The sequence below is a fragment of the Micromonospora sp. WMMD754 genome (genome assembly GCF_049315235.1).
GTDB classification, from domain to species: Bacteria; Actinomycetota; Actinomycetes; order Mycobacteriales; family Micromonosporaceae; genus Micromonospora; species Micromonospora sediminicola.
Genome location: NZ_CP186058.1, coordinates 5,006,705 through 5,030,636 on the forward strand (window position 1 = coordinate 5,006,705; position 23,932 = coordinate 5,030,636).

The 23,932-nt window shown below is 77.0% G+C and carries 1 protein-coding gene; it reads left to right on the plus strand.

Going from position 1 to position 23,932, the window contains the following annotated elements; all coding sequences use genetic code 11:
* Positions 1–85: 85 nt before the first annotated feature.
* Entirely contained in the window at positions 86–23,911 is a 23,826-nt protein-coding gene (locus ACN27B_RS24060; RefSeq protein WP_422741581.1) for a type I polyketide synthase, read from the plus strand.
* The last annotated feature ends 21 nt before the right edge of the window (positions 23,912–23,932 follow it).

Below are 23,932 nucleotides of genomic sequence, written 5' to 3' on the forward strand. Positions count from 1 at the left end.
CCGTCCCCGGTCACCGGTGTGCCGCACCGGCGGCCATCTCGGTGTTCGACGGAATCGATCGGCAGCAAGTTCGGGCGGGTGGATCATGGCGGACGAAGAGAAGCTCCTCGAACATCTCAAGTGGGTGACCACCGAGCTCCGCCAGGCGCACCGGCGCCTGCGCGAGCTGGAGGAACCGGAACCGATCGCCGTGGTCGGCATGGCCTGCCGCTTCCCCGGCGGAGTCGCGTCCCCGGAGCAGCTCTGGGACCTGGTCGTCGGCGGCGCCGACGCGACCGGCCCGTTCCCCACCGACCGCGGCTGGGACCTGGCCAGGCTGTACGACCCGGACCCGGACCACCCCGGCACCTCGTACAGCGACCGGGGCGGATTCCTCGCCGACGCGGGTGACTTCGACCCCACGGTGTTCGGCATCAGCCCGCGCGAGGCGCTGGCCATGGACCCGCAGCAGCGGCTGCTGCTGGAGACCACCTGGGAGGTGTTCGAGCGGGCCGGCGTCGACGTCGGCACGCTGCGCGGCAGCCGCACCGGGGTGTTCGTGGGCACCGCCGGCCAGGACTACGCGTCGGTGCTGCGCCGCCTGCCCGAGGGCGCCGAGGGGTACGTGCTGACCGGCACCGCCGCCAGCGTCATCTCCGGCCGGCTGGCCTACACGTTCGGCCTGGAGGGGCCGGCCGTCACGATCGACACCGCCTGCTCGTCGTCGCTGGTCGCCCTGCACCTGGCCAGGCAGGCGCTGCGCGACGGCGAGTGCACCCTGGCCGTCGCCGGCGGCGCCAGCGTGATGGCCACCCCGGGCGGCTTCGTCGAGTTCTCCCGGCAACGCGGGCTGGCCGCCGACGGACGCTGCAAGGCGTTCTCCGCCGCCGCCGACGGCACCGGCTGGGCCGAGGGCGTCGGCCTGGTCATGGTCGAACGCCTCAGCGACGCCCGGCGGCTCGGCCACCCGGTCCTGGCCGTGATCCGGGGCAGCGCGGTCAACTCCGACGGCGCCAGCAGCGGCCTGACCGCGCCCAACGGCCCGGCCCAGCAGCGGGTCATCCGCCAGGCGCTGGCCAACGCCGGCCTCACCCCGGCCGACGTGGACGTGGTCGAGGCGCACGGCACCGGCACCACGCTCGGCGACCCGATCGAGGCGCAGGCGCTGCTCGCCACGTACGGGCGGGACCGGCCCGCCGGACGACCGCTGCGGCTCGGCTCCCTCAAGTCCAACCTCGGCCACACCCAGGCCGCCGCCGGCGTCGCCGGCGTGATCAAGATGGTGCTCGCGCTGCGGCACGGCCTGCTCCCGGCCACCCTGCACGCCGACGAGCCGACCCCGCACGTCGACTGGTCGACCGGCGACGTCGCGCTGCTCACCGACGCGCAGCCGTGGCCGGCCGAGCCCGACCGGGTCCGCCGGGCCGCCGTCTCCTCCTTCGGCATGAGCGGCACCAACGCCCACCTGCTCGTCGAGGAGGCCCCGCCGGCCGAGCCCGCCCCCGCCCCGGCGGCCACCGCGGACCGGCCGGTCGTGCCGGTCCTGCTCTCCGCCGCCCACCCGGCCGCGCTCGCCGCCCAGGCCGAGCGCTGGGCCGCCTGGCTGGACGCCGGGCCCGCGCCCCGACCCCGGGACGTCGGGTACGCGTCGGTCACCACCCGGGCCACCCTGGACCGGCGGGCCGTGCTCGCCGTCACCGGCACCGACGGGTTGCGCGCCGCGCTGCGCGCGCTCGCCGCGGGCGAGCCGTCCGGCGCGCTGGTCACCGGCGAGGCGACCGACCGGGGTCCGCTCGCGGTCCTCTTCTCCGGGCAGGGCGCGCAGCGCGCCGGGATGGGTCGGGAGCTGTACGCGACGTTCCCGGTGTTCGCCGCCGCGCTGGACGAGGTGTGCGGGCACCTGGACCGGGCGCTGCCCCGGCCGCTGAAGGAGGTGCTGTTCGCCGCCGCGGGCACCGCCGACGCCGCGCTGCTGGACCGCACCGCGTTCACCCAGGCCGGGTTGTTCGCGGTCGAGGTGGCGCTGTTCCGGCTGGTCGAGTCGTTCGGCGTCACCCCGGACCTGCTGGCCGGCCACTCGATCGGCGAGGTCACCGCCGCACACCTGGCCGGCGTGCTGTCGCTGGAACACGCCTGCCTGCTGGTGGCCGCGCGCGGCGCGCTCATGCAGGCGCTGCCCGACGGCGGCGGCATGCTCGCGGTCGCCGCCACCGAGGCGGACGTGCGCGCCGACCTGGACGACCACACCGACCGGGTGGGCGTCGCGGCGGTCAACGGCCCGTCGTCGGTGGTGGTCTCCGGCGCCACCGAGGCGCTGGACGACCTGGCCCGGCGGTGGACCGACCGAGGCGTACGGGTGCGGCGGCTGGCCGTGTCGCACGCGTTCCACAGCCCGCTGATGGAACCGATGCTGGACCGCTTCCGCGCGGTGCTGGCGAAGCTGACCTTCCACGCCCCGACGCTGCCGGTGGTGTCCAACCTGACCGGCGCCCTGGCCGAGGGCGACGACCTGCGCACGCCCGACTACTGGGTACGGCACGTCCGCGAGGCCGTCCGCTACGCCGACGGCGTCACCGCGCTGCGCGCGGCCGGCGCGGACACGTTCCTGGAGATCGGCCCGCGCAGCGTGCTGACCGCGCTGACCGTCGAGGCGCTGGCCGACGACGACGCCGGGCTCACCGTGGCCGCCCAGCGGCACGACCGGCCCGAGGTCGAGGCGCTGCTGGCCGCACTCGCCGAACTGCACACGCACGGCGTAGACGTCGACTGGACGCCCTGGTTCGACGGCACCGGCGCCCGCCCCGTCGACCTGCCCACCTACGCGTTCCAGCGGCAGCGGTTCTGGCCGGACGCGCCGGCCTGGCAGGCCGGCGACGTGTCCGGCGCGGGACTCGGCGTCGCCGGGCACCCGCTGCTCGGCGCGGCCGTCCGGCTCGCCGGCGACGACGAGGTGGTGCTCACCGGCCGGCTCTCCGTCGCCACCCACCCGTGGCTGGCCGACCACGTGGTCGGCGACGCCGTGGTGGTGCCCGGCACCGCGCTGCTGGAGCTGGTCGTCCGGGCCGGCGACGAGGTCGAGGCCGCCCGGATCCGGGACCTCACCGTCGCCACCCCACTCACCCTCACCGCCACCGACGCGGTACGGGTGCAGGTGCGCGTCGGCGCCGCCGACGACACCGGCGCCCGGCCGGTGACCGTGCACGCTCAGCCCGAGGACGACCCGGACGCCGAGTGGGTGCGGCACGCCGACGGTGTGCTGGAACCCGCCGCCGCCGACGGGCCGACCCTCGGCGAGTGGCCGCCGGCCGGGGTGTCCGAGGTGGACGTGACCGGCTGGTACGACGCGTTCGCCGCGCACGGCCTGGCGTACGGGCCGGCGTTCCGGGGGGTCCGCCGGGTCTGGTCCGGTCCGGACGCCGCGTACGCCGAGGTGACGCTCCCCGACGGCGTCGACCCGACCGGCTTCGGGGCGCACCCGGCGCTGCTCGACGCGGCCCTGCACCCGATCGGCCTGCTCGACGCCGGCATCGGGGGCGGCCCCCGGGTGCCGTTCGCGTTCGAGGGCGTGCAGCTGCACGCCGCCGGCGCGACGGTGCTGCGGGTGCGGCTGACCCGCGCCGGCTCGTCGGTGCGGCTGGTCGCGGTCGACGCGGCCGGCGCGCCGGTGGTGTCGGTGGACGCGCTGGCCCTGCGGGAGCTGACCGGGACCGCCGCGGCGGGTGCGGCCGACCGGTCCCTGTACGCGCTGGCCTGGCCGGTCGAGGAGGTCACCGCGCCGGTCACCCCGCCGACCTGGGCGGTGCTGACCCCGCCCGGCTCCGACCCGCTCGACGCCGCGCCCCGGCCCGGCCATCCGGACGTGGCGGCGCTGGTGGCCGCCGTGGCCGCCGGCGCCCCGGCCCCCGACGCGGTGCTGCTGCCGCTCACTTCTGCACCGGCTCCGACCGGACCAGCTCCGACCGGACCGGCTCCCACCGGCGCGGGGGACGCCGCCGGCGACCCGAGCGGTCCGGCCGGTGTCGACGGTCCGGCCGGACCGGACGGCTCCGGGCTGCCGGAGCGGGTCCGGGCGGTGACGGCGGCGGTGCTGGTCACCGTGCAGGAGTGGCTGGCCGCCGACGCGCTCGCCGACACGCGGCTGGTGGTGCTCACCCGGGGCGCGGTCGCCGCCGGGGACGAGGAGGACCGGGTCACCGACCTCGCCGGCGCGGCGGTGTGGGGGCTGCTGCGCTCGGCGCAGTCGGAGCACCCGGGCCGGATCGTGCTGGCCGACCTCGACGGCGAGGTCGACGCCGGGGCGTTGTCCGCGCTTGCCGGGGTGGTCGCCGACCCCGCGCCGACCGGCGGTCAGGTGGCGCTGCGCGGCGGCGCGGTGCGCGTACCCCGGTTGGGTCGGCCGGCCGACGACGAGCTGCGGCCGCCGGACGGCCTCTGGCACCTCGCGCCGGTCGCGCCCGGCACGATCGACGGCGTCGCGCCGGTGCCCGCCGCCCCCGCCGCGCCAGGGCCCGGGCAGGTCCGCGTCGCCGTGCGGGCCACCGGCGTGAACTTCCGCGACGTGCTGGTCGCGCTCGGCATGTATCCGGACCCGGACGCCCGGATGGGCAGCGAGGGCGCGGGCGTGGTCCTCGACGTCGGGCCGGACGTGACCGACCTGGCACCGGGCGACCGGGTGCTGGGCATGTTCGAACCGGGCTTCGGCCCGCAGGTGCTCGCCGCGCGCGAGCGGGTGGCCCGGATCCCGGCCGGCTGGTCGTTCACCGAGGCCGCCTCCGTCCCGCTGGTGTTCCTGACCGCCTGGTACGCGTTGCGGGACCTGGCCGACCTGCGGGCCGGTGAATCGGTGCTCATCCACTCCGGTGCCGGTGGGGTGGGGATGGCGGCGATCCAGATCGCCCACCACCTGGGTGCGACGGTGTACGCGACGGCGAGTCCGGGGAAGTGGGACACGCTGCGCCGGCTGGGGGTCGCGGACGGGCGGATCGCATCGTCGCGGACCACGGAGTTCGAGGCCGCGTTCCTGGCCGCGTCCGACGGCGCCGGCGTGGACGTGGTGTTGGACGCGCTGGCGGGGGAGTTCGTGGACGCGTCGCTGCGGTTGCTGCCGCGCGGCGGCCGGTTCGTGGAGATGGGCAAGACCGACGTCCGCGACCCCGACCTCGTCGCGGCCCAGCACCCCGGCGTGGCCTACCGGTCGTTCGACCTGAACGAGGCCGGTGGGGAGCGGATCGGGCGGATGCTGGCGGAGCTGCTCGACCTGTTCGAGCGGGACGCGCTGTCGCCGTTGCCGGTGCGGGCGTGGGACGTGCGGCAGGCGCGGACCGCGTTGCGGCACATCAGTCAGGCCCGGCATGTGGGCAAGGTGGTGCTGACCGTTCCGGCCGCCGTCGACCCGGAGCGGGTCACGCTGGTCACCGGCGCCTCGGGCGCGCTGGCCGGCGTCGTCGCCCGTCACCTGGTGGCCACCGGGCAGTCCCGCAACCTGCTCCTCGCCGCCCGCCGTGGTCCGGCCGACGACCCGGCCTACGCGAGCCTGGTGGACGAGCTAACGGCCGCGGGTGCGTCGGTGCGGTCCGTCGCCGTGGACGTGGGGGACCGGGCGGCCGTGGCCGACCTGCTGGACGGCGTCGACCTGACCGCCGTCTACCACTGCGCCGGGATCGTCGCCGACGCCACCGTCGCCGGGCTCGACGACGCCGCGCTCGAGCGGGTGATGCGGCCCAAGGTGGACGCCGCCTGGGCGCTGCACCAGGCCACCGCCGACCGGGACCTGACCGCGTTCGTGCTGTTCTCCTCGATCGCGGCCACGCTCGGCTCACCCGGGCAGGGCAACTACGCCGCCGCCAACGCGTTCCTCGACGCCCTCGCCACCCACCGCCGCGCCCACGGACTGCCCGCCACCAGCATCGCCTGGGGCATGTGGGCCACCACCAGCGCGATGACCGCCCACCTCGACCGGGACGACGCGCGGCGACTGCGCCGCCTCGGCATGACCCCGCTCACCGCCACCGAGGGCGCCGCCCTGCTCGACGCCGCCACCCGCCGCGCGCTGCCCGCCGTCGCGGCGGCCCGGCTGCGGCTCACCGGCGACGCCGGCCGCTACCCGGCGATCCTGCGCGGCCTGGCCCGCGCCGGCGCCCGCCGGACGGCACAGGACACGGCGACCGGCGAGGCGGGCTGGGCCGAACGGCTGGCCGCGCTCACCCCGGACGAGGCCCGCGAGCGCCTGGTCGACCTGGTCCGCGCGCAGGCCGCCGCGGCGCTGGGCCACCCGAGCGCCCACGCCGTGCCGGAAACCCGCGCGTTCAAGGAACTGGGCTTCGACTCGCTGACCTCGGTCGAGCTGCGCAACCGGCTCGCCGCGGCCACCGGGCTGCGGCTGCCCGCCACACTCGTCTTCGACCACCCCACCCCGGCCCGCGTCGCCGACCACCTCCACGCCCGGCTCGCCACCGCCGAACCCGCCGCGTCGACCGCCCGCGCGGCGGGCCCGGCCGGCACCGACGAACCCCTCGCCGTCATCGGCATGGCCTGCCGCTACCCGGGCGGCATCTCCACCCCGGACCAGCTGTGGGACCTCGTCGCCGCCGGCGCGGACGCCATCGGCGGCTTCCCGACCGACCGGGGCTGGGACCTCGACGCGCTCTACGACCCGGACGCCGAGCGGGCCGGCACCTCCACCACCCGCCACGGCGGATTCCTCGCCGACGCCGGCGACTTCGACCCCGCCTTCTTCGGCATCAGCCCCCGCGAAGCCCTCGCCATGGACCCGCAGCAACGGCTGCTGCTGGAAACGTCCTGGGAGGCGTTCGAGTCCGCCGGCCTCGACCCGACCACCCGCGCCGGCACCGCCACCGGCGTCTTCGTCGGCGCCGCCTCCTCCGGATACGCCGCCACCGGCGCCGACGGCCTCGAAGGCCACCTGCTCACCGGCACCGCCGGCAGCGTCGCCTCCGGCCGGGTCGCCTACGCGTTCGGCCTGGAAGGTCCGGCCGTCACCGTCGACACCGCCTGCTCCTCGTCGCTGGTCGCGTTGCACCTGGCCGCGCAGGCGCTGCGCTCCGGCGAGTGCGACATGGCGCTCGCCGGTGGCGTCGCGCTGATGGCCACCCCCGGCATGTTCTCCGAGTTCTCCCGCCAGGGCGGGCTGGCCCCGGACGGGCGGTGCAAGGCGTTCGGCGCCGCCGCCGACGGCACCGGCTGGGGTGAGGGCGCCGGTCTGCTGCTGGTCCAGCGGCTCTCCGACGCGCGGCGGGAGGGCCGCCGGATCCTCGCCGTGGTGCGCGGCACCGCCGTCAACTCCGACGGCGCGTCCAACGGGCTCACCGCGCCGAACGGTCCGTCGCAGCAGCGGGTGATCCGGCAGGCCCTGGCCAACGCGCGGCTGTCGCCGTCCGAGGTGGACGTGGTCGAGGCGCACGGCACCGGCACCACCCTCGGTGACCCGATCGAGGCGCAGGCGCTGCTCGCCACGTACGGCCAGGACCGGGAGACCTCGCTGCTGCTCGGCTCGATCAAGTCGAACATCGGCCACACCCAGGCCGCCGCCGGTGTCGCCGGCCTGATCAAGATGGTCCTCGCCATGCGGCACGGGATCGTCCCCGCGACGCTGCACGCCGACGAGCCGTCCCCGCACGTCGACTGGACCGCCGGCGCCGTCACCCTCGTCACCGCGCCCACCCCCTGGCCCGCGCTCGACCGGCCCCGCCGCGCCGCCGTCTCCTCGTTCGGCATCTCCGGCACCAACGCCCACGCCGTCATCGAGGCCGCCCCCACCGCGGCACCGGCCGACCCCGCGCCCGCCACCGGCCCAGGCCTGGTCGGCGCCGACGCGGTGCCGCTGCTCGTCTCCGCCCGCACCGCCCGCGCCCTGCCGGCCCAGGCCGCGCGCCTGCACGAGCACCTCGCCGCGCACCCCGACCTCGACCTGGCCGACCTCGGCTGGTCGCTCGCCACCGGCCGCGCGCACCACCCCTACCGGCAGGTCACCGTCGTCGCCGACCGCGCCGCCGCGCTCGCCGCGCTCACCGCCGCCACGCCGCCGGCCCAGCCCGCCGACGGTACGCCGAAGGTCGTCCTCGTCTTCCCCGGCCAGGGCTCACAGTGGCCCGGCATGGCGCTCGACCTGCTCGACCGCTCCCCGGTCTTCCGGGACCGGATGCGCGAGTGCGCCGCCGAACTGGCCGACCTCGTCGACTGGACGCCCGAGGACGTGCTGCGCGGCGCCCCCGGCGCCCCACCGCTGGACCGGGTCGACGTGGTCCAACCGCTGCTGTTCACCGTGATGGTCTCCCTCGCCGAGGTGTGGCGCTCCTGCGGCGTACGCCCCGACGCCGTGATCGGCCACTCCCAGGGCGAGATCGCCGCCGCCTGCGTGGCCGGCGCGCTCACCCTGCCCGACGCGCTGCGGCTCGTGGTGGCCCGCAGCCGGGGCCTGCTCGCCCTCACCGGCCGGGGCGGGATGGTCTCCGTGCCGCTCTCCGCCGCCGACACCGCCGACCTCATCGCCCCCTGGGGCGACCGCCTCGGCGTCGCCGCGCTCAACGGCGCCGCCGTCACCGTCGTCTCCGGTGACGCGGACGCCGTCGACGACCTGCTCGCCGCCTGCGCCGACCGGGAACTGCGGGCCCGGCGCATCGCTGTCGACTACGCCTCCCACTGCGCCCACGTCGACGCGGTCCGCGACGACATCACCGCCGCGATCGGCACGCTCCACCCCCGTCCGAGCCGGATCGCGTTCCACTCCACCGTCACCGGCGAACCGATCGACACCGCCGACCTCGACGCCGAGTACTGGTTCCGCAACCTGCGGGAACCGGTCCGCCTCGCGCCGGTCGTGGACGCGCTGATCGACACCGGTCACCGGGTGTTCGTCGAGGTCAGCCCGCACCCGGTGCTCAAGGTCGTGGTGCAGGACGCGCTCGACCGGGCGCCCGCCGGCCCGCCCGGCGTGGTCGTCGGATCGTTGCGCCGCGACGAACACGGCCCCCGCCAGCTGCTCACCGCCCTCGGCGCCCTGCACACCGCCGGCGTGCCCGTCGACTGGGCGGCCGTGTTCGCCGGCTCCGACGCCACCCGGGTCGACCTGCCCCCGTACGCCTTCCAGCGGGAACGCTTCTGGCCCGAGCCCGGCACGGCGGCCGGTGGTGACGTCACCGGCGCCGGCCTCGGCGCCGCCGGGCACCCGCTGCTCGGCGCGGCGGTGCGACTGGCCGACGCCGACGAGGTGGTCCTGACCGGCCGGCTCGCGCTGTCCGCCCAGCCGTGGCTGGCCGACCACACCGTCGCCGGCGCCGTGCTGCTGCCCGGCACCGCGCTGGTCGAGCTGGTGGTCCGGGCCGGCGACGAGGTCGGCGCCCCCCGGGTGCGCGAACTGACGCTGGTCACCCCGCTCACGCTGCCGGACACCGGCGGACTGCGGGTACAGGTGCGGGTCGGCGCCCCCGACGACGCCGGCGCCCGCCCGGTGACCGTCCACGCCCAACCCGCCGACGACACCGACGACGGGTGGACCCGGCACGCCGAAGGGCTGCTGGAGCCGGCCGCCGCCGACGAGCCCACGCCGGGCCCCTGGCCGCCCGCCGGCGCGACCGAGGTGGACCTCACCGGCTGGTACGACACCCTCGCCGGGCACGGCCTGGCCTACGGGCCCGCGTTCCGGGGCCTGCGCCGGGCCTGGACCGACGACGACACCGTCTACGCCGAGGTGGCCCTGCCGGACGGGCCGGCCGAGCGGGCCGGCCGGTTCGAGGTGCACCCGGCGCTGCTCGACGCCGCGCTGCACCCGATCGGCCTGCTCCCCGGCGGTGACGCCACCTCCGGGCCACGCGTGCCGTTCACGTTCGAGGGCGTGCAGGTGCACGCCGCCGGCGCGGCCGTGCTGCGGGTGCGGTTGCGCCGTACCGGCTCGGCGGTGCGGCTCGTCGCGGCCGACGAGACCGGCGCGCCGGTGGTCTCGGTGGACTCCCTGGTGCTCATGGAACTGGGTGACGCCACGGGCCGTCCGACCGCCGCCGACCGGTCCGTCCTGGAGGTCGCCTGGTCGGTCCGGGACCTCCCGCGCACCGGCGGACCCCGGTCCTGGGTGACGCTCGTCGGAGTCGGAACCGATGCGACGGGCACCGACGCCGGAACGGCGGTCACCGCCGGTGCGGCGGGTCCGGATGCCGCCGGCTCGGCTTCCGCGACGGGCGCGGGGGATCACGCCGCCGCGTACCCTGACGTGACCGCGCTGGCGGCGGCCGTCGAGGCCGGCGCGCCGGCCCCCGAGGCGGTGCTGCTCCCGGTTCCGGCCGGGAACGACGCCGACCTGCCGACGCGGGTCCGGTCGGTCACGTCGACGGTGCTGGCCACCGTGCGGGACTGGCTGGCCGCCGACACCCTCGCGGACTCACGCCTGGTGGTGGCGACCCGGGGCGCGGTGGCGGCCCGCGACGAGGAGGACGTCACCGACCTGGCCGGCGCCGCCGTGTGGGGGCTGCTGCGTTCGGCACAGTCCGAGCACCCGGACCGGATCGTGCTGGTCGACCTCGACCGGGACGCCGACCCCGACACGCTCGCCCCGCTCGCCGCGGCCGGCGGGCAACTCGCGCTGCGCGACGGCGACGTCCTGGCACCCCGCGTCGTCCGCCCGGCCGGGGACCGGCTCGTCCCGCCGGCCGGCGCCTGGCACGTGGCCGCCGTCGACCCCGGCACCATCGACGGCGTCGACGTGCGCACCTCCGACGCGCCCGCGCTGGCCGCCGGTGAGGTGCGGGTGGCGGTGCGGGCGGCGGGGGTGAACTTCCGGGACGTGTTGATCGCGTTGGGGATGTATCCGGATCCGGCTGCGGTGATGGGTAGTGAGGGCGCGGGGGTGGTCCTGGAGGTCGGGCCGGGTGTGTCGGGTCTGGTGCCGGGTGATCGGGTGTTCGGGTTGTTCGAGCCGGGTTTCGGTCCGCAGGTGGTGGCGCGGCGGGACCGGGTGGCGCGGATGCCGGAGGGCTGGTCGTTCGTCGAGGCGGCGTCGGTGCCGGTGGTGTTCCTGACGGCGTGGTACGCGTTGCGGGATCTGGCCGGTCTGCGGGCCGGTGAGTCGGTGCTCATCCATTCGGGTGCCGGTGGGGTGGGGATGGCGGCGATCCAGATCGCCCGTCATCTGGGTGCGCAGGTGTATGCGACGGCGAGTCCTGGCAAGTGGGACACGCTGCGTGGGTTGGGCGTCGAGCAGGAGCGGATCGCGTCGTCGCGGACCACCGAGTTCGAGCGGACCTTCCTGGCGGAGTCCGACGGCGCCGGCGTGGACGTGGTGTTGGACGCCCTGGCGGGGGAGTTCGTGGACGCGTCGTTGCGGTTGTTGCCGCGCGGCGGCCGGTTCGTCGAGATGGGCAAGACCGACGTCCGCGACCCCGACCTCGTCGCGGCCCAGCACCCCGGCGTCACCTACCGGGCGTTCGAACTCAACTCCGCCGGCGGCGAGCGCCTCGGGCAGATGCTCACCGAACTCCTGGAACTGTTCGAGCGGGAAGCGCTGCGACCGCTGCCCACCCGCACCTGGGACGTCCGGCAGGCGCGCACCGCGCTGCGGCACATCAGCCAGGCCCGCCACGTCGGCAAGGTCGTGCTCACCGTCCCCGCCACCGCCGACCCGGACCGCGTCACACTGGTCACCGGCGCCAGCGGCACCCTCGCCGGCCTGGTCGCCCGACACCTGGTCACCACCGGACAGTCCCGCAACCTGCTCCTGGCCGCCCGCCGCGCCCCCGCCGACGACCCGGCCTACGCCGCGCTGATCGACGAGCTGACCACGGCCGGAGCGACCGTACGGGCCGTCGCGGTGGACCTCTGCGACCCGGTACGCGTCGTCGACCTGGTCGCCGGGGCGGACCTCACCGCCGTCTACCACTGCGCCGGCGCCATCGCCGACGCCACCATCACCGGACTCGACGACGACGCGCTCGACCGGGTGATGCGGCCCAAGGTGGACGCCGCCTGGGCCCTGCACCAGGCCACCGCCGACCGGGACCTGACCGCGTTCGTGCTGTTCTCCTCGATCGCGGCCACGCTCGGCTCACCCGGGCAGGGCAACTACGCCGCCGCCAACGCGTTCCTCGACGCCCTCGCCACCCACCGCCGCGCCCACGGACTGCCGGCGGCCAGCCTCGCCTGGGGACTCTGGGCCACCACCAGCGCGATGACCGCGCACCTCGCCGACGGCGAGCACCGCCGCGCCATCCGCGCCGGCAGCGCCCCGCTCACCGACACCGAAGGCCTGGCCCTGCTCGACGCGGCCGGCCGCCACGGCGGCGCACACGTCGTCCTGATGAAGGTGCCGACCAGCCCCGACCCGGCCCGCGTACCCGCGCTGCTGCGCGACCTGATCCGCCCCGCCCGGCGGCGGGCCGCCGCGCGTACCGGAGGGGACCTGTCGCTGGCCGACCGGCTCGCGGCGCTCAGCCCGGGCGCCCGGCGCGGCCACCTCCTCGACCTGGTCACCGCCGCGGCGGCCGCGGTGCTCGGACACCGCGGCGCCGACGGCGTCGACCCGCAGCGCCCGTTCCGGGAACTCGGCTTCGACTCGCTCACCTCGGTCGAACTGCGCAACCGGCTCGCCGCCGCCACCGGGCTGCGGCTGCCCGCCACCGTCGCGTTCGACCACCCCACCCCCGTCGTGCTCGCCGACCACCTCGACCGGGAGATCGGCGGGTCGGCCGCGCCGGCCGCCACGCCCGTGTCCGGCGTGACCACCGCCGTCGACGAGCCGATCGCCGTCGTCGGCATGGCCTGCCGCTTCCCCGGCGACGTCCGCACCCCCGAGGACCTGTGGGACCTGGTCACCGCCGGCGCCGACGTCATCGCGCCGTTCCCCACCGACCGCGGCTGGGACCTCAGCGTCCTCGGCGACGACGCCGACCGGCCGGCGCCCCGCCACGGCGGTTTCCTCTACGACGCCGCCGACTTCGACGCTGCCTTCTTCGGCATCAACCCGCGCGAGGCGCTCGCCATGGACCCGCAGCAGCGGCTGCTGCTGGAGACGTCGTGGGAGGCGCTGGAACGCGCCGGCGTCGACCCCCTCACCGTCCGGGGCAGCGCCACCGGCGTCTACGTCGGACTGATCTACCACGACTACGCCGGCGCCGCCGTCGGCGCCGGCGATGACCTCGACGGGTACGTCGGCAACGGCAGCGCCGGCAGCGTCGCCTCCGGCCGCATCTCCTACCTGCTCGGCCTGGAGGGCCCGGCCGTCACCGTCGACACCGCCTGCTCCTCGTCGCTGGTCGCGCTGCACCTCGCCGCCCAGGCGCTGCGCCAGCAGGAGTGCGGGCTCGCGCTGGCCGGCGGAGTCACCGTCATGTCCACCCCCGGCATGCTCGCCGAGTTCTCCCGCCAACGCGGCCTGTCCCCGGACGGGCGGTGCAAGGCGTTCGGCGCCGGCGCCGACGGCACCGGCTTCGCCGAGGGCGTCGGCATGCTGCTGCTGCAACGCCTCTCCGACGCGCAACGCGACGGCCGCCGGATCCTCGCCGTGCTGCGCGGCAGCGCCGTCAACCAGGACGGCGCGAGCAGCGGCCTCACCGCCCCCAACGGGCCGTCCCAGCAGCGGGTCATCCGCCAGGCCCTGGCGAACGCCCGCCTCGACCCCTCCGACGTGGACGTGGTCGAGGCGCATGGCACCGGCACCGCCCTCGGCGACCCGATCGAGGCGCAGGCGCTGCTGGCCACGTACGGCCAGGACCGGGAGACCCCGCTGCTGCTCGGCTCGGTCAAGTCGAACATCGGGCACACCCAGGCCGCCGCCGGCGTCGCCGGCGTGATCAAGATGGTCCTGGCCATGCGGCACGGCCTGGTCCCGCCGACGCTGCACGCCGACGAGCCGTCCCCGCACGTCGACTGGACCGCCGGCGCGATCACCCTGGCGAACCGGGCGCAGCCCTGGCCCGCCGTGGACCGGCCCCGCCGCGCCGCCGTGTCGTCGTTCGGCATCTCCGGCACCAACGTGCACGCCGTCCTGGAACAGGCGCCCGAACCCGCCCCCGCCCCGGCCGCGCCCACCCCCGGCGACCTCGGCGTTCCGTGCGTGCTCTCCGCCCGCACCCCGGACGCGCTGCGCGCCCAGGCCGGCCGGCTGGCCGCCTGGGTCGAGGCGAACCCGGCGGTCCCGCTGGCCGACCTCGGCCACGCCCTCGCCACCGCACGGTCCGCGTTCGAACACCGGGCCGTGCTGCTGCCCCGCGACCGGACGGGCCTGCTCGCCGGCCTGACCGCCGTCGCCGCCGATGAGCCGTCCTCCGCCGTGGTGCGCGGCGCCACCCGCACCGGCCGGCTCGCCGTCCTCTTCTCCGGCCAGGGCGCGCAGCGCCCCGGCACGGGCCGCGAGGCGTACGAGGCGTTCCCCGTCTTCGCCGCCGCGCTGGACGAGGTCTGCGACCACCTCGACCCGCTGCTGCCCCGGCCGCTGCGGCCGGTGCTCTTCGCGCCCGAGGGCGCGCCGGAAGCCGCGCTGCTGGACCGTACCGAGTTCACCCAGCCCGCGCTCTTCGCCGTCGAGGTGGCGCTGTACCGCCTGGTCGAGTCGTTCGGCGTCACCCCCGACGTGGTCGGCGGCCACTCGATCGGCGAGATCACCGCCGCGCACGTCGCCGGGGTGCTCTCCCTGCCCGACGCCGCCGCCCTGGTCGCCGCGCGGGGCCGGCTCATGCAGGCGCTGCCCGACGGCGGCGGGATGCTCGCCGTCGCCGCGCCCGAGTCCGAGGTCGCCGCTGCCGTCGCGGGCCGCGCGGACGTCGGGATCGCCGCGGTCAACGGCCCGGCGTCGGTGGTGGTCTCCGGGGCCGGTGACGCCCTGGCGGAGGTGGAGCGGGCCTGGCGGGAACGCGGTGTGCGGGTCCGCCGGCTGACCGTCAGCCACGCCTTCCACAGCCCGCTGATGGCGCCGATGCTGGACGACTTCCGGGCCGTCGTCGACGGCCTCACCCTCGACGCGCCGCGCCTGCCGGTGCTGTCGAACCTGACCGGCCGGATCGCCGAACCGGACGAGCTGCGCGACCCCGACCACTGGGTGCGGCACGTCCGCGAGGCGGTCCGCTTCGCCGACGGCATCAGCCACCTGCGGGAGCGCCACGTCGGCACCTACCTGGAGGTCGGGCCGGACTCGGTGCTCTCCGGGATGGTCCGGGACTGCCTCGGCGACGACCCGGCTCCGGTGGTCGTGCCGACCCTGCGCGCCGGACGCACCGAGGCGTCCGCGCTGCTCACCGCCCTCGCCGAGGTGTACGCCGCGGGAACGCCGGTGGACTGGACCGCGCTGACCGGCGGCGGCGTGCCGCTCGACCTGCCCACCTACCCGTTCCAGCGTCGACGGTACTGGCCCGACGCCGCCACCTGGCGCACCGGCGACCTGTCCGGCGCCGGACTGGCCGCGCCCGGGCACCCGCTGCTCGGCGCGGCGGTGCGGCTGGCCGGCGCGGACGAGCTGGTGCTGACCGGCCGCCTCGCGCTGGCCGCGCAGCCCTGGCTGGCCGACCACGTCGTCGGCGGCTCCGTCCTGGTGCCGGGCACCGCGCTGGTCGAGCTGGTGGTGCGCGCCGGCGACGAGGCCGGCGCCCCCCGGGTACGCGACCTGACCGTCACCGCGCCGCTCGCGCTGCCCGCCACCGGCGGCGTCCGCGTGCAGGTGCGCGTCGGCGCGGCCGACGAGGCCGGCAACCGGGACGCCGCCGTGTACGCCCAACCGGACGACGACACCGACGCGCAGTGGGTGCGCCACGCCGAGGCGGTGCTGGAACCGGCCGCCGCCGAGGAGCCGGGCCTGACCGCCTGGCCGCCGGCCGGCGTCACCGAGACCGACCTGACCGGGTTCTACGACGTGCTGGTCGGCCACGGCCTGACGTACGGGCCGACGTTCCGGGGCCTGCGCCGGGTGTGGACCGGCCCGGACCAGGTCTACGCCGAGGTGGCGCTCACCGACGCGGCGGTGGACGGGTTCGCGGTGCACCCGGCGCTGCTGGACGCCGCGCTGCACCCGATCGGGTTGCTGCTTCCCGCCGACGGCGGCGGCCCGCGCGTGCCGTTCGCGTTCGAGGGCGTCCAGGTGCACGCCGCCGGCGCCCGGCTGCTGCGGGTCCGGTTGACCCGTACCGGCTCCGGTGTCCGGCTGGTCGCGGCCGACGAGACGGGCGCGCCGGTGGTGTCGGTCGACGCGCTGGTCCTGCGGGAACTGGCCGGCGCCCCCGCACCGGACGCGGCCGCGCGTTCCCGGTTCGTGGTGACCTGGCCGGCCGAGGAGATCGACCCGGCCGACCGCGAGGTGACGTGGACGGTGCTGACCGCCGCGCTGCCGCGCGACGCCGCGCCCGCGCCGGACGGCCGGACCCGCCGCGCGGCCGGTCGGGGCGCGGGACGCGGGAAGGCCCGCCCGAATGCGCCGGCGCCGTTGCCGGGTGGATGGTTCGACACGGCCGTGCCCGCGCGGTTCCCGGACGTGGCCGGGCTGGTGGCGGCCGTCGCCGACGGCGCGCCGGCGCCCGACGCGGTGCTGCTGCCCGTCGGACCCGTCGGCTGGGTCGGCGCGGCCGACGACGTGGCCGGCGCGGCCGACCTGTCGGGCTCGGCCCTAGCCGACGTGTCAGACCCGGCCGCAGCCGGCGTCTCAGGTCCGGCCGGCGGCGACCTGTCGGGCTCGGCCGAAGCCGGCGTGTCGGGCCCGGCCGGCGACGATCGGCGCGGCTCGGGCCGTGGCGACCTGCCCGGGCGGGTGCGGGCGGTGACGACGGCGGTGCTGGCGACCGTGCAGGCGTGGCTGGCCGCCGACGAACTGCGCGACTCCCGGCTCGTGGTGGTGACCCGGGACGCGGTCACGACCGGCGACGACGACCGCGCCGCCGACCCGGCCGGCGCGGCCGTCTGGGGACTGCTGCGCTCCGCCCAGTCCGAGCACCCCGACCGGATCGTGCTCGCCGACGTCGACTCCGCCCTCGACCGACGCGCGCTCGGCGTGCTGGCGACCGTCGCCGACATGCCGTCCACCGTGGGCGGTCAGCTCGCGCTGCGCGGCGACCGGGTGTGCGTACCCCGGTTGGCGCGTCCGGCCGGCAGCGAGCTGGCGCCACCGGCGGCCGGCGCCTGGCACGTCGCGGCCGCGCACCCCGGCACGCTCGACGGCGTCGAGATCGTGCCGGCCGTCCCGGAGGCGCTCGCCGCGGGTGAGGTGCGGGTGGCGGTGCGGGCGGCGGGGGTGAACTTCCGGGACGTGTTGATCGCGTTGGGGATGTATCCGGATCCGGCTGCCGTGATGGGTAGTGAGGGCGCCGGGGTGGTCCTGGAAATCGGGCCGGGCGTGACCGGTCTGGTGCCGGGTGATCGGGTGTTCGGGTTGTTCGAGCCGGGTTTCGGTCCGCAGGTGGTGGCGCGGCGGGACCGGGTGGCGCGGATGCCGGAGGGCTGGTCGTTCGTCGAGGCCGCGTCGGTGCCGGTGGTGTTCCTGACCGCCTGGTACGCGTTGCGGGACCTGGCCGACCTGCGGGCCGGTGAGTCGGTGCTCATCCATTCGGGTGCCGGTGGGGTCGGGATGGCCGCGGTCCAGATCGCCCACCATCTGGGTGCGACGGTGTATGCGACGGCGAGCCCCGGCAAGTGGGACACGCTGCGTGGGTTGGGCGTCGAGCAGAACCGAATCGCATCATCGCGGACCACGGAGTTCGAGGCCGCGTTCCTGGCCGCGTCCGACGGCGCCGGCGTGGACGTGGTGTTGGACGCGCTGGCGGGGGAGTTCGTGGACGCGTCGTTGCGGTTGTTGCCGCGCGGCGGCCGGTTCGTGGAGATGGGTAAGACGGACCTGCGGGACCCCGAGGTGGTGGCTCGGGATTATCCGGGCGTCGCCTACCGGTCGTTCGATTTGAACGAGGCCGGTGGTGGGCGGATCGGGCGGATGCTGGCGGAGCTGCTCGACCTGTTCGAGCGTGGGGCGTTGCGGCCGTTGCCGGTGCGGGCGTGGGACGTGCGGCAGGCGCGGACCGCGTTGCGGCACATCAGTCAGGCCCGGCATGTGGGCAAGGTGGTGTTGACCGTTCCGGCCGCCGTCGACCCGGAGCGGGTCACGCTGGTCACCGGCGCCTCCGGCGCGCTGGCCGGCGTCGTCGCCCGGCACCTCGTGGCCACCGGGCAGTCCCGCAACCTGCTCCTGGCCGCACGCCGCGCCCCGGCCGACGACCCGGCGTACACCGCGCTGGTCGACGACCTGACGGCGGCCGGCGCGACCGTGCGGACCGCCGCCGTCGACGTGTCGGACACCGCGCAGGTCGCCCGGCTGCTGGACGGCGTCGACCTGACCGCCGTCCACCACTGCGCCGGAGTGCTCGACGACGCCACGGTCGCGTCGCTGGACGCCGAGTCCGTGGCGCGGGTGATGCGGCCCAAGGTGGACGCCGCCTGGGCGCTGCACCAGGCCACCGCCGACCGGGACCTGGCCGCGTTCGTGCTGTTCTCCTCGATCGCGGCCACGCTCGGCTCACCCGGGCAGGGCAACTACGCCGCCGCCAACGCGTTCCTCGACGCCCTCGCCACCCACCGCCGCGCCCACGGACTGCCCGCCACCAGCATCGCCTGGGGCATGTGGGCCACCGACGGCGGCATGGCCGGGCGGCTCGACGCCGACGACCGCACGCGGCTCGGCCGGATCGGCATGACCGGGCTGACCGCCACCGAAGGCACCGCACTGCTCGACGCCGTCACCGCCGCCGCGCCGCCGACCGGGGTCGCCGCGCGGCTCCGGATCACCGGCGACCCCGCGCAGCTCCCCCCGATGCTGCGGCTGCTGGCCCCCACCGGCGGACGCCGACAGGCCCGCACCGGCGACGGGACCGCCACCGGCTGGGTCGAACGGCTCGCCGGGCTCACCCCGGACGAGGCCCGGGAGCGCCTGGTCGACCTGGTGCGCGCGCAGGCCGCCGCGGTGCTGGGCCACCCGTCGGCGCAGGCGGTGCCCGCCGTCCGCGCCTTCAAGGAACTGGGCTTCGACTCGCTGACCTCGGTCGAGCTGCGCAACCGGCTCGCCGCCGCCACCGGGCTGCGGCTGCCCGCCACGCTCGTCTTCGACTACCCGACCCCGGAACGCCTCGCCGACCACCTGCACGAGCACCTCGGCCACGACCCGGCCGGCGACACCACCACCGCCACCCGCGCCGTCACCGACGACGACGACCCCATCGCCATCATCGGCATGGCCTGCCGGCTGCCCGGCGGGGTCACCAACCCGGACCAGCTGTGGCACCTCGTGTCCAGCGGCGGCGACGGGATCGCCGAGTTCCCCGCCGACCGGGGCTGGGACCTCGACGCGCTCTACGACCCGGACGCCGACCGCGCCGGCACCTCCAGCACCCGCCACGGCGGATTCCTGCCCGGCGCCGCCGACTTCGACCCGGCCTTCTTCGGCATCAGCCCCCGCGAGGCGCTCGCCATGGACCCGCAGCAACGGCTGCTGCTGGAAACCTCGTGGGAGGCGTTCGAGTCCGCCGGCCTCGACCCGCACGACCGCACCACGACCACCGGCGTCTTCGCCGGCCTCATCCACCACGACTACGCCGGCCGGCTCGACGCCTCCGCCGAACTGGAGGGCTACCTGGTCAACGGCACCGCCGGCAGCGTCGCCTCCGGCCGCGTCGCGTACGTGTTCGGGCTGGAAGGCCCGGCCGTCACCGTCGACACCGCCTGCTCCTCGTCGCTGGTCGCGCTGCACCTGGCCGGCCAGGCGCTGCGGGCGGGGGAGTGCGACCTCGCCCTCGCGGGCGGCGTCACCGTGATGGCCACGCCCAGCGCGTTCGTCGGGTTCTCCCGGCAACGCGGACTCGCCCCCGACGGGCGGTGCAAGTCCTTCGCCGCCGGCGCCGACGGCACCAGCTGGGGCGAGGGCGTCGGGATGCTGCTGGTCGAGCGCCTCAGCGACGCCCGCCGCCGCGGTCACCGCGTCCTCGCCGTGGTACGCGGCACCGCCGTCAACCAGGACGGCGCGTCGAACGGCCTCACCGCCCCCAACGGACCGTCCCAGCAACGGGTCATCCGCCAGGCCCTGGCCAACGCGCGGCTGTCGCCGTCCGAGGTGGACGTCGTCGAGGCGCACGGCACCGGCACCACCCTCGGCGACCCGATCGAGGCTCAGGCGGTCCTCGCGACCTACGGGCAGGACCGGGACACCCCTCTGCTCCTGGGCTCGGTCAAGTCGAACATCGGGCACACCCAGGCCGCCGCCGGCGTCGCCGGCGTCATCAAGATGGTTCTCGCCATGCGGCACGGCATCGTGCCACCGACGCTGCACGTGGACGAACCGTCCCCGCACATCGACTGGACCGCCGGGGCGGTCACCCTGGCCACGGCCCCGACGCCCTGGCCCGACCAGGACCGGCCGCGCCGGGCGGCGGTGTCCTCGTTCGGCATCTCCGGCACCAACGCCCACGTCGTCCTGGAACAGCCCGCCGACGCCGATCACCCGGTCGCGACCGGCGACGCCGCCGACGGCCGTCCCGGCGGGCCGGCGGTGCTGCCGGTGCTGCTGTCGGCGCGTACCGACGCCGGGCTCGCCGCGCAGGCCCACCGGTGGGCGACCTGGCTCGCCGCCGACGGGACACCCCGCCCCGCCGACGTCGGCTGGTCCGCGCTCACCACCCGCCCGCCGCTGGACCACCGGGCCGTCCTGGCCGCCGGCGACCGGGACGAGCTGCTCACCGCGCTGCGCGCGCTCGCCGCCGGCACCACCACCGGCGCGGCGATCACCGGTACCGCGCAACCGCGCGGCCACCTGGCGCTGCTGTTCTCCGGTCAGGGCGCGCAGCGCGCCGGGATGGGCCGGGAGTTGTACGCGGCGTTCCCGGTGTTCGCCGCCGCACTGGACGAGGTCGCCGATCACCTGGACGGGATGCTGTCCCGGCCGCTGCGCGACGTGCTGTTCGCGGAGCCGGGCTCGGCCGAGGCGACCCTGCTGGACCGGACCGAGTTCACCCAGGCGGGGTTGTTCGCGGTCGAGGTGGCCCTGTTCCGGCTGGTGGAGTCGTTCGGGGTGACGCCGGACTTCGTGGGTGGTCACTCGATCGGTGAGGTCACGGCCGCGTTCGTGGCGGGGGTGTTGTCGCTGTCGGACGCGTGTGCGTTGGTGGCGGCGCGGGGTCGCCTGATGCAGGCGTTGCCGGCCGGCGGTGGGATGCTGGCCGTGGCCGCACCGGAGTCCGAGGTGGCCGACTCGATCGCCGGCCGCACGGACGTCGGAATCGCGGCGGTCAACGGCCCGACGTCGATCGTGATCTCCGGGCCGGCCGGGGCGCTCGACGAGATCGAACGCTCCTGGCGGGACCGGGGTGTGCGGACCCGCGCGCTGACGGTGTCGCACGCCTTCCACAGTCCCCTGATGGAACCGATGCTCGCCGAGTTCCGGACGATCCTCGACGGGTTGACGTTCGCCGCGCCACTGCTGCCGGTGGTGTCCAACGTGACCGGTGCGGTCGCCGATGCGGGGGAGTTGACGGACCCGGACTACTGGGTGCGACACGTGCGTCAGGCGGTCCGCTTCGCGGACGGGGTGGCCGCGCTGCGCGACGCCGGGGTGGACACGTTCCTGGAGATCGGGCCGCAGAGTGTGCTCACGGCGCTGACCGTCGAGATCCTGCCCGAGGGCGACGGGCGAGCGGTCGCCGTGCAACGCCGGGACCGGGACGAGACCGGCGCGCTGCTGGCCGGGCTGGCCGACCTGCACGTGCACGGCGTCACCGTGGACTGGACGCCGTGGTTCGCCGGCACCGACGCCACCCGCGTCGACCTGCCCACCTACGCCTTCCAGCACGAACGGTTCTGGCCCGACAACCCCACCCGCACCGACGCCTCCGACGCCGAGTTCTGGGCCGCCGTGGAGAGCGGCGACCTGACCGCGCTCGCCGGCCACCTCGGCGACGACGACCTGGACACGCTCACTCCCGCCCTGCCCGCGCTCACCACCTGGCGCCGGTCCCGCACCCGCCGCACCGGGGCCGACCGCTGGTCGTACCAGGTCGAGTGGCGCCGGATCGACCTCGACGGACCGTCGGCGGCCGACGGCGCCTGGCTGCTGGTCACCCCGGACGGCGAGCCCGCCGCCGCGCACGTCGGCGCCGCGCTGGCCGGCGCCGAGCTGCGGCGCGTCACCGTCGACCCGGCCACCACCACCCGCGCCGACCTCGCCGCCGCACTCGGCAAGGCCCTCGCCGACGGGCCGGTCGCCGGCGTGGTCTCCCTGCTCGGCCTGCGCGACGAGCCCCACCCGGAGCACCCGTCGCTGCCCGCCGGCACCGCCGCGACGCTGCTGCTGGTCCAGGCGCTGCACGACACCGGCGAGACGCCCCCGCTGTGGTGCCTCACCCGGGGCGCCGTCGCGACCGGCGGCGACGACCCGGTCCGCAGCGCCGGCCAGGGCGCCCTGTGGGGCCTGGCCCGCGTCGCCGGGCTGGAACTGCCCCGGCTGCGGGTCACCCTGCTCGACCTGCCCGACGGCGACACCGACCCGACCCGCCTCGCCGCCGCCCTCACCGCCGCCGGTGACGAGGACCAGCTCGCCCTGCGCCCCGCCGGCCTGTACGCGCGCCGGCTCGTGCGGGCCGCCCCCGCCGCGCGCGACGCCGCCGAGCGGTGGCAGCCCTCCGGCACGGTGCTCGTCACCGGCGGCACCGGCGCACTCGGCGCCCACGTCGCCCGCTGGGCCGCCGGCCACGGCGCCGCACACCTGGTGCTCACCGGCCGCCGGGGCGAGGCGGCGCCCGGCGCGGCCGCGCTGCGCGACGAGCTGACCGCTCTCGGCGTCCGCGTCACCGTCGCCGCCTGCGACGTGGCCGACCGGGACGCCGTCGCTGCGCTGCTCGCCCGCCTCGACGCCGACCCGGCGCCGCTGACCGCCGTGGTGCACGCCGCCGGCCTCAACGACGTCGCCCCGCTGCTCGACACCGACCTGGACCGGCTGGCCGCCGTGTCGGCCGGCAAGACCGCCGGCGCGGCCCACCTGGACGAGCTGCTCGGCGACCGTCCGCTCGACGCGTTCGTGCTGTTCGCCTCCATCGCCGGCGTCTGGGGCAGCGGCGGACAGGCCGGCTACGCCGCCGGCAACGCCTACCTCGACGCGCTGGCCGAGCGGCGGCACGCGCGCGGCCTCGCCGCCACCTCGGTGGCCTGGGGACCGTGGGCCGACGGCGGCATGGCCACCGACGACGCCCAGCGGGAACTGGCCCGGCGCGGCCTGCGGGTCATGGCCCCCGCCGACGCGGTGCACGCCATGCGCGTCGCCGTCGGCCGGGGCGGACCCACGCTGACCGTTGCCGACGTGGACTGGGCGACGTTCGCCCCGGCGTACGCGTCGACCCGGCCCCGGCCGTTCCTGGCCGACCTGCCCGAGGCCCGGCAGGCGGTGCGGGACGCCGCCGAGGCGCCCGCCGACGGTGGCGCGGCGCTGCGCGAGCGGCTGCGCGACCTGACCGGCGAGGACCAGGACCGCCGGCTCACCGACCTGGTCCGCGCCGAGGCCGCCGCCGTCCTCGGCCACGGCGGCCCGGAACGGGTCAAGCCCCACCGGGCCTTCAAGGACCTCGGCTTCGACTCGCTGACCGCGGTCGAGCTGCGCAACCGGCTCAACCGGGCCACCGGCCTGTCCCTGCCCACCACGCTCGTCTTCGACCACCCCGACCCGTCCGCGCTCGCCGGCCACCTGCGCGCCACCCTGCTGCCCGACACGCCCGTCGGGCCGGCGGCCGACCCGGCCGAGACCGCGGTACGGCAGGCGCTGGCCACCATCCCGCTCGCCCGCATCCGCGAGGCCGGACTGCTGGACCTGCTGCTCGGTCTCACCGCCGACGACGGTCCCGCCGCCGAACCGGACGGGGCGGAGGTCGACCTCGACGAGATGGACACCGACACCCTGATCCGGCTGGCCCTCGACGGCACCGAGTCCTGACGCCCACGTACGGAGTAGATG

Excerpts from the sequence above, each read along its gene's own strand:
- ACN27B_RS24060 (WP_422741581.1), top strand. The coding sequence starts at position 86 with ATGGCGGACGAAGAGAAGCTCCTCGAACATCTCAAGTGGGTGACCACC.